The sequence below is a fragment of the Ursidibacter sp. B-7004-1 genome (genome assembly GCF_053654055.1).
The window spans coordinates 1-9,061 of sequence record NZ_JBSIUP010000046.1 but is presented as its reverse complement, the minus strand read 5'-3'; the positions used below and the strand labels follow the sequence as shown (position 1 = coordinate 9,061).

10 protein-coding genes are annotated in these 9,061 nt (G+C 36.2%); 1 reads left to right on the top strand and 9 read right to left on the bottom strand.

Annotated elements, in window-relative coordinates; genetic code table 11:
• Window positions 1–126: 126 nt before the first annotated feature.
• From murI to ilvC, 9 genes are all read right to left on the bottom strand, one after another.
• A complete protein-coding gene (gene murI / locus ACWIW0_RS10795; RefSeq protein WP_454453314.1) occupies window positions 127–930 on the bottom strand; it encodes a glutamate racemase in 804 nt (267 codons plus the stop codon).
• A 31-nt stretch (window positions 931–961) separates the two neighbouring features.
• Window positions 962–1,483 (bottom strand): chorismate--pyruvate lyase family protein, encoded by a 522-nt coding sequence (locus ACWIW0_RS10790; protein WP_454453313.1) that lies wholly within the window; start codon window positions 1,481–1,483, stop codon window positions 962–964.
• 4 nt (window positions 1,484–1,487) lie between these two features.
• Complete coding sequence (locus ACWIW0_RS10785; protein ID WP_454453312.1) at window positions 1,488–2,081, bottom strand: SGNH/GDSL hydrolase family protein; 594 nt, start codon at window positions 2,079–2,081, stop codon at window positions 1,488–1,490.
• 265 nt (window positions 2,082–2,346) lie between these two features.
• Window positions 2,347–3,006 carry a DUF799 domain-containing protein gene (locus ACWIW0_RS10780; protein WP_454453311.1) on the bottom strand — a complete coding sequence of 220 codons (660 nt, stop codon included), beginning with the start codon at window positions 3,004–3,006 and terminating at the stop codon, window positions 2,347–2,349.
• Between the two features lies 1 nt (window position 3,007).
• Entirely contained in the window at window positions 3,008–3,358 is a 351-nt protein-coding gene (locus ACWIW0_RS10775; protein WP_454453310.1) for a DUF4810 domain-containing protein, read from the bottom strand.
• Between the two features lie 12 nt (window positions 3,359–3,370).
• Window positions 3,371–4,036, bottom strand: a complete 666-nt coding sequence (locus ACWIW0_RS10770) for a CsgG/HfaB family protein (RefSeq protein WP_454453309.1) — start codon at window positions 4,034–4,036, stop codon at window positions 3,371–3,373.
• Window positions 4,037–4,256: 220 nt separating this feature from the next.
• Window positions 4,257–5,966: an autotransporter outer membrane beta-barrel domain-containing protein gene (locus tag ACWIW0_RS10765; protein WP_454453308.1), complete on the bottom strand. Its 1,710-nt coding sequence runs from the start codon at window positions 5,964–5,966 to the stop codon at window positions 4,257–4,259.
• Complete coding sequence (locus ACWIW0_RS10760; RefSeq protein ID WP_454453307.1) at window positions 5,887–6,495, bottom strand: hypothetical protein; 609 nt, start codon at window positions 6,493–6,495, stop codon at window positions 5,887–5,889. Before ACWIW0_RS10760 ends, ACWIW0_RS10765 begins: the two co-directional genes overlap by 80 nt.
• 72 nt (window positions 6,496–6,567) lie before the next feature.
• Window positions 6,568–8,049, bottom strand: coding sequence for a ketol-acid reductoisomerase (ilvC, locus tag ACWIW0_RS10755; protein ID WP_454453306.1), 1,482 nt, complete (start codon window positions 8,047–8,049; stop codon window positions 6,568–6,570).
• A 393-nt stretch (window positions 8,050–8,442) separates the two neighbouring features.
• Between ilvC and ppa the strand changes: the two genes are divergently transcribed.
• Window positions 8,443–8,970: an inorganic diphosphatase gene (gene ppa, locus ACWIW0_RS10750; RefSeq protein ID WP_157395349.1), complete on the top strand. Its 528-nt coding sequence runs from the start codon at window positions 8,443–8,445 to the stop codon at window positions 8,968–8,970.
• The last annotated feature ends 91 nt before the right edge of the window (window positions 8,971–9,061 follow it).

The following is a 9,061-nucleotide window of genomic DNA, read 5'->3' as shown; positions in this document are numbered from 1 at the left end:
ATTATAGGGAAATCCGAAAACAACGCAAGTGTTTTTTCAGAAAAAATTGCAAAAAATCGGAAAAAAATGACCACTTGATGAAAAACAAAGCAAAACAAATAAAAAGCATTCAAACAATGGCGATTTTTATTTCAGCTCTAAATCTAACACTTGTAAAGTTTTAAATCCCCAGCTTTGCATTACCTTTTCACGAACTTCAAAATTCTCAATCTCTGCAGTACAAAATGCTTGATTGACTTTTTCCATATTATTTTCTTGATATATTTTATTTTCCAGTAATGCGATTACACGCTTCGCAATCCCATTACCTGGATCAATAAAAAACTTCACGTTAGGTAACAGCTGCTGTAATTCTTGTTTCACTAATGGAAAATGGGTACACCCTAAAATAACGGTATCTAATGTAGGATGCTCCTGCCATTGAGCAATTACTTTTTGTAATCTCTGCATATCGACTTTGCCTGTTTGCTGTTTATACTCAACAATCTCCACTAGATCGGTTGTTCCTATTTTTTCAACAACACACTCACTCGCATATTGGGATATAAGGTCATCTACATAAGTACGAGAAACAGTCCCTTTAGTTGCCAACAGCCCAATTGTCTTGGTCTGGGAAATTATCGCAGCTGGTTTAATAGCTGGAACTGTCCCAACAATATGAAAAGGGAATTTTTCTCTCAACGCAGGTAATACGACTGTACTTGCGGTATTACAGGCAACCACCACCATATCAAGCGGGTAGATTTGTGTAATTTTTTGCACAATCTGCTTTGCTCGCTCAATTAGAATCTCTTCTGATTTTTCTGAATAAGGAAAATAAGCATTATCAAAACAGTAAAGGTAGTGGGCCTCAGGCAAACTTTGGCGAATAGCATCATAGATCGTTAATCCGCCCATTCCTGAGTCATATAAAAGAATTGTTGGTTTCATAAATTGGTACAGCAAATAAATTTGCTCAATGCTACTCCTTTATATCACAAGGTTCAAACGAAAATTGCGGTAAAAAAAGCTCATAAATAGCCAAGGGGTAGCCGTTTAAAGATAACAGTGAACGCCTTGCATATAATTTAGTCGCAGTATCAAAACACCATTCCAATGAAATTCGTTCGGGTTGCTGTGGGAATAGCCATAAGCCAATAGAGTTTTCTCCCAATTCTAAAACGGGGCTAGCCACCATTTCAATCGTCTGCTTCGGCAAAATTGTTTGAGCAAAAATCCAATCTTGCTCATCACCTTTTAATATCACTTCACGCAGCCAAGCGGTATGATTTTCGTCATTTTTTGCAAATACCTGTGAAGATCTCACCGCTTGCCAGCCTTGCTGGGTAATTTCAACCTTTAGATCATCACAAATGCTCTGTAACTTTTGCGTTAAAGAATCCGAATGTAGCAACCAATTCGCAACCTCCTTAGGTAAATTTTTCTCGCCTGTTTGCCAATTTCCATTTTCTAGCAATTTGCGATATAAAGAGAGCTTATCCATCTTATTACAAATAATTTGTCAGAATTCGGCTTAGCACATCATACCCTTTCTGAGTAAAATGCAGACCATCGTGACACAATTCCAAATCCAATTTACCTTCCGCATTTTCAAAATACTGCCACGTTTTTACATAGATAACATCGCTTGCACAATGATTCTCAAGATACTGATTCAACTCTAGAATTTGTGGATTATCAACTGTGGCAATATTATTGACTGGCGTAGCTTCTAATAAATAAAAACGAGATGTTGGTGATATTTGGCGAAACACTGCAATCATCTCATTGAGCCAATCCAACACCTGTTTCGGTGAATAATCAGGTTCTTTAACAATATCATTGACACCAAGAAAAATAAAAACATCTTTACCTAGTGAATGAATATGCTTTGGCTTCACAATAACATCTAAATATTGGCGAGTGCTAGTTCCAGATAAGCCTAAATTTGCCACACTTTTACCCATAAGGCTTGGCGTTCCATCTGGCATATCACCCCACATATCAAATAGAGAATGCCCAACAAGGGAAATCTCTGCACATTTATCAAATTCTGTTTTTTTCGCTTGATAACGGTTAAAAATATCTCGGTCACTAAGCATACTTCACCTCCTTAAAATTATATATTGTTTAACAAAATGTAGAATAAGATAATTATTAGAATAAAACATGAGAACCATCCTTTTATTTAGATTTGATTTAGGGAGTAATGGTAAATTAGCAACTAATTTTCCATTACTCCCTTTAATTCTGATACTCATATTCTAAAGAAAGGAAACTCTCACTTTTATAGTGAAGCACCTGATCAAATCTAATCTCCTATAGGTTAGCGATAGCGATCATTTTTCTATTTATCTTTATTGAAAACTATTTCTCTCCAGCTTTATCGTAATTAGGGTGTTTTGGACCCACAAGCAATCCCCCATTTGAACCTAGATGGGACAACTGCCTCATAGCTACAGCAGCTACTCTGTAACCTTTATCTCTAGACGTATCAATGATTTGGCTTAATGCTGCATTGATTAACATTCCAAAAATATTAGAGTTTGAATTATTCACTCCCTCTCTATAGGCACCAGTACCTTGCCATAATGTCTGCCCTGTTTTAGTATCAACCAACTTACCTTCTAGCTCAACAGAAGTAATACTATCTACCAATTTGTAGCTGGTTCCATATTCATTTACATTAATATAAAATACACTATCCGCTCCAAAAATCTCATAAATTTTCGCTAGGCTAGCATTACGAATAGCATTACCATCAGTTAAACCATTTTGCTTAAACATTTCATCAACTAGAGCCACAGGATAAACATAATAACCTAGCTCTGCTAATGGATAGCTTGCTCTTGCTAATACGCTCGTATCCGCTTTAGCCTCAACAGAATTATTAACTGGCATAACAACTAAAATAGATTTAGGTTTACTTTGCTTTAGTGCTGTGTAATCGTAAGCTTTTTTTTCTTGTCCACCACTACAAGCAGTCAATAACATTAATCCAGCAATAAGAATTAATAATTTCTTCATTTTACTTACCCTTATTTGAACGTTGTAAATATTGAATAAAAGCTGAGCTTTCAGGATATAGGCGTTGCTCTTCTTGTAATGCTGATTGAGATTCTGCTTGCTTACCCTGCTTTAATAAAACTAATCCTAGATGACCGTATATACCCGGAGCAACAGGTTTCCCTATTTCTTTAGCTTTAGTGATAATTTGCTTTAAAGCCTCTTCTTGTTTTGCAAAGTTCCCTTCCTCATTGTAGTGGCTATACACTACATCAGAATAATCCCCCCAATAATAAATATTATTGTCTGTTTGTGAACAAGCAATTAGTAACGATCCCATCAATAATAATATAAAAGATTTTAATAGTTTCATTTACATTTATCCTTAACGAATAGGTGACCAACGCCCTAATTCAATACCATTAACCAAATTGTTCACAGCTTCACGAATAGCTAAATCAAGTACTTTCCCATTTAAAGTTGCATCATAACCTGCACTACCTCCAAACCCTAAGATTTCTCGATTGGAAAGATTATATTCACCAGCACCTTGAGCTGAATAAACAACTTCAGACGTGTTTACATTCACCACATTAAGCGTTACTTTAGCGTAAGCAATTTGCTCTTTTCCTCTACCTAAAATACCGAATAATTGATGATCGCCTACTGTTTTACGACCAAACTCAGTAACATCACCCGTTACAACATAGCTTGCACCTTTGATGCTCTGTTTTTGACCTTTAATTTTTGCTTCAGAAGCGATTTCGCTCATATTTGTACGATCAACAACAGAAAATCGACCAGTTTGTTGTAAATGAGAAACTAGAATAGTTTTAGATTGATTACCTAATTGATCGCTACCTTCGTTAAATATTCCGTTTTGGAAACTAGATTTATTATCAAATTTCCCTACAGAAATGACAGCTTTTACACCTTGATATTGGCTTGCGGTCATAGCAGCTTGAGTTGTGGTAGGTGCAACAACACGAGAGCCTTCAGTGGCACAACCTATAAGACCTAATGTCATCGCAAATAACGCTAATTTTTTCATGTTAATCACCTTTGTATAATAAAAAAACTTTCAAAGTCTAACATTATCTTTTTTGAAAGAATAGAGGAAGTAAAATATTATTTCTTAATATATAAATACTTATTAACTTAAAAGGTCAACTCCAATACGCCCACAAATTAGGGCTAAAATTCAATCAACACTTCAAACAATAAGTGTTCTAATTTTGCCCATTACACTATATCATTTTGTGACCTATATCTTACCAACTATAACGATAGACAACTTGCAATTTATAAGGCTGATCTAACCGCTTACCATTAGCTAAAGAGCCTTCCAAACTCACACGATGATTCCCCAAAGATGCACTAATACCAAGTAGATTTTGTATTCTGCCTTTACTTTCTGCGACATCAAATGAGTATTGATTTACACGAACATTATGACGATTTGTTTGTGTCGTAATCGCATTGATTTCTGTATATGGTTGTAATTCCCATTGTGCCAGTTCAAATGCTTTGGCAATACGCACTCCCGCTCTCGCTGTTATTGCAGAAATACGATCTTCATCATCAAGACCTGATACCGTTGTCCAAGCGGCTTGAAGTTGTGGAGTAATCAACCAACCTTGTCCAAGCTGGTGAATGCGCCCAATTTCACTTGAAAGTGTATAAGCATTATATTTTCTATTTCCAGTATTCGTAGCCTTTGCTTTTACATACTCATATTTCGCTATATTATCCAAATAGAAACCATTGTCAGCAAGGTAAGTCCCATATACCCCTACAGATTGAGTTCTCACTTTACCCGAACCATATTCTCCATTGAAATCAATATGAGAACGACTATTCCCCACAAAACCACCGATTCGGAAATTATCAGAAATAGCAGTATCTACACCTAATTGAATCGTATGACTATCTTGTTCAAACCCTGATGAACGCGAATTATAGTCTGTTTCAGTTGATGCAAAACGGTTGCGTGAATTGATATTACGAACCCATAAGTTGCCCTTTTCACCGTTTTTAATTTCGCCCAAACGTTGATATAACCCTTCCAAATTACTTTCTACTAAGGCTAATTGAGCCTGACGTAATGAAACAAGAGCATTCGATTTTTCACTTAAAGCAACTTGTTCTGTTGGTGTAGCTGTTGGCACAACAACGGAATTAGGTTGCCCCGTTGGTGTAGTTGATGTAACTGCTGAACTAGGTTGCCCTGTTGGTGTGGTTGGTCTAACCGCTGAACTAGGTTGCCCTGTTGGTGTAACCGCTGTACCAGGTTGTTCCGCTGACTGCTGAGAATTAGATTGTGCTTTTTCCCCTGTGTTATTTGAAAGTACCCAATTATTACCTTCTTGATTTAAGCGATAGCGGTAAGCACCAGCATCGACATAATCTTTACCCAACAGAGTAAATTTTGCTGTACCTGTTGCTGTTTCTACAAGCGTTACTCTACCGTTAGCTGCATTTGGCTCATTACCAGAATCGCGAATATTTAAACCAAACGAACCGCTATCTGAACCTTTTACGATGATTTTGTCAGATTGCTGGTTGGCGAGATCGGTATTTAATATGAAATTACCATTACCTGATAAATCATTATAAATAGTGAAAATGTGGAATGCATCATTAGGTTTGACTAAATTTACAGAGGAATTATTTAAATGTAAATTATTAATAGAAGAATCTTTATAGTAAGCATTAGAATTTCTTACCACTGACCACAAAGAGTCATTTAATATTACATTAAATGTAACACCATCTTCTGTGAAATTTCTGATACTTGCTACACCCGAAATTTCAGAATTATTTGATGCCGTCAAAGATACTTTGGCTTTCTGATTTCCAATAAAAGATATGAGAGAAGAACTATCTAACAATTGGCTATTATCAATATTGATATGCAGTGTTATCTGGTTCTGAAGAGTATAACCATATCTCAAAAAGCCGATTAGAATGACCTTTAACATTTTTCAGATCAATATTATTTGAATTGTGCAGCCAAACATTAATGAGTTCTCCAATCCTATTTTTAACGCCTAGTGTTGAATTCTCAATATTTAAATTGCCACCATTTAAATCAATTACTGTAGAATCATCTGATGTCAGTGTACTATTTTTAATAGTTGTCGGCGTATTTTTGAGTTTCAATACATCAGAAACAGCAGGAAGAATCGCATTAATCGTACTATTACTAATATTTAATTTAGAATCAGTTGCTTTTAGAAAAGTAGCATCTGATAAATAATTTTTCATAGTCAGATTACTATTGGATAGTTCAAATGTACTATTTTCTACAAGAAATGGTCTTGTAATTGTAAGCCAAGGCTCATTTTTATTTTCTTCAAAAGAATAATTACATTGAGATAAAATTGCATTCGATTCATTTTTTATTTCAACAGCCTTACCGCATTCAATAGCCAAAGTAGCAGGAGAATAAAATGTTACACCAGCTATCATTAAAGAAAAATAAACCGTAGATAACTTTAATTTTTTCATATTGAAACATCCTTATAATAACACAAAAAGCCCACTACTTTTTTGTAGCAGGCTTTACATCACAATCTAAAATTAACCCTGTGAAGAAATACGTTTCATATCTGTCATATAACCGCGTAACTCTTGACCAATTAACTCAACTGGGTGGTTGCGGATTGCATCGTTAATATCGCGTAAATAGACATTATCAATTTCAACCGTTGGTGTTGGCTCACCTAAATCGCCCTTTTGTAACATCGGGATCAACTTCTCTGCAAGAATTGGGGTTGCAACGTGTGAGAATAAGTAGTTACCGTATTCTGCGGTATCTGAAATTACCACGTTCATTTCGTATAAACGTTTACGAGCGATAGTATTCGCAATTAACGGTAATTCGTGTAATGACTCATAGTAAGCAGATTCTTCATAGATACCACTTGCAACCATTGCATCAAATGCCATTTCAACACCAGCTTTGACCATTGCAACCATTACTACACCGTTATCGAAGTATTCTTGTTCAGAAATTTTGATACCGTCTGCTTTTGGTGAATTTTCAAAGGCGGTTTTACCTGTTTCTTCACGCCATTTTAATAAGTTAGCATCGCCGTTTGCCCAGTCTGCCATCATTGTTGATGAGAACTCTCCACTGATGATGTCGTCCATATGTTTTAAATATAGGAAGTTTAATTGCTCTTTGATCTCTTCCGCTAATTCAAATGCACGAATTTTCGCAGAGTTAGATAAACGATCCATCATTAACGTGATACCACCTTGTTTTAAGGCTTCAGTAATGGTTTCCCAACCGTATTGGATCAATTTACCGGCATATGCTGGATCTTTACCGTCAGCGACTAATTTGTCATAACATACGATAGAACCTGCTTGTAACATACCGCAAAGAATAGTTTGTTCGCCCATTAAGTCAGATTTAACTTCGGCAACAAATGAAGATTCTAACACGCCCGCACGATCACCACCTGTTGCTGATGCCCACGCTTTTGCGATAGCTAAACCTTCGCCTTTCGGGTCATTTTCAGGGTGCACAGCGATAAGTGTTGGAACACCGAAACCACGTTTGTACTCTTCACGCACTTCTGTACCTGGGCATTTTGGTGCAGTCATTACTACGGTAATATCTTTACGAATTTGTTCGCCTTCTTCAACGATGTTGAAACCGTGTGAATAACCGAATGCTGCACCTTGTTTCATTAAAGGCATTACATCTGCAACTACTTTAGAGTGTTGTTTGTCTGGTGTTAAGTTAATCACTAAATCTGCAATTGGGATTAACTCTTGGTATGTGCCAACTTTAAAACCATTTTCAGATGCACGAGTAAATGACGCACGTTTTTCTGCAATCGCTTCTGCACGCAATGCGTAAGCAATATCTAAACCAGAATCACGCATATTTAAACCTTGGTTTAAACCTTGCGCACCACAACCTACGATAACGATTTTTTTACCTTTTAAGAAGTTACAACCATCAGCAAACTCGCTACGGTCCATAAAACGACAACGACCTAATTGATCTAATTGTTGGCGTAAGTTTAATGTATTGAAATAGTTAGCCATTTTTTTGTTCCTTTTGAATAAATAGGGATAATTAAACGTTATGAAGTATAACTCAGACTGATGACAAACCCCAATTTGTTGTATTCAATAAACGGACGCCAGCGTGGCGTCCCTACATAACAAAATAAAATCTTTTATTTTTCAATTAGTTATAACTTTCCCTGTAGGGACGCCACGCTGGCGTCCGAATGAAAAAAGACTTTGTCAATAATCTGCGTTATGAAGTATAACTTAAACTTATAATTGCCAAAAGTGATATTATTAGGATTTATAATTGCACATTTTGCAAGTTGCAAATTTTTGAGAGAAAAGCACCGCTTACTTTTCGTCTAGGAAATGATCGGCTATAATTGCTGAGTTTTTCACTCCACAATTTTATAGAAGGAAACCAAAATGGGCTTAGAAAACGTACCAGCTGGTAAAGAATTACCAGATGATATTTATGTAGTAATTGAAATTCCAGCAAATTCAGATCCAATTAAATATGAAGTGGATAAAGAAAGCGGTGCATTATTTGTGGATCGTTTTATGGCAACAGCGATGTTCTATCCTGCAAACTATGGTTATGTAAACCATACTTTATCTTCAGATGGCGACCCTGTTGATGTGTTAGTGCCAACACCATACCCACTTCAACCAGGCTCGGTAATTCGTTGCCGTCCAGTAGGTGTGTTAAAAATGACTGACGAAGCTGGTGGCGATGCAAAAGTGGTTGCAGTTCCACATACTAAATTAAGCAAAGAATATGACCACATCAAAGACGTAGGTGATTTACCAGCATTATTAAAAGCACAAATTCAGCACTTCTTTGAAAGCTATAAAGCATTAGAAGCAGGCAAGTGGGTTAAAGTAGAAGGTTGGGAAGGCGTTGAAGCTGCTCGCCAAGAAATTTTAGAATCTTTCGAACGTGCGAAAAAATAATTTTAAATACTTATAAATTAAATGCCAAAGCTATCCCTTTGGCATTTCAGACTGATGACAAACCTTAATTTGTTGATTTAATGAGTGGACG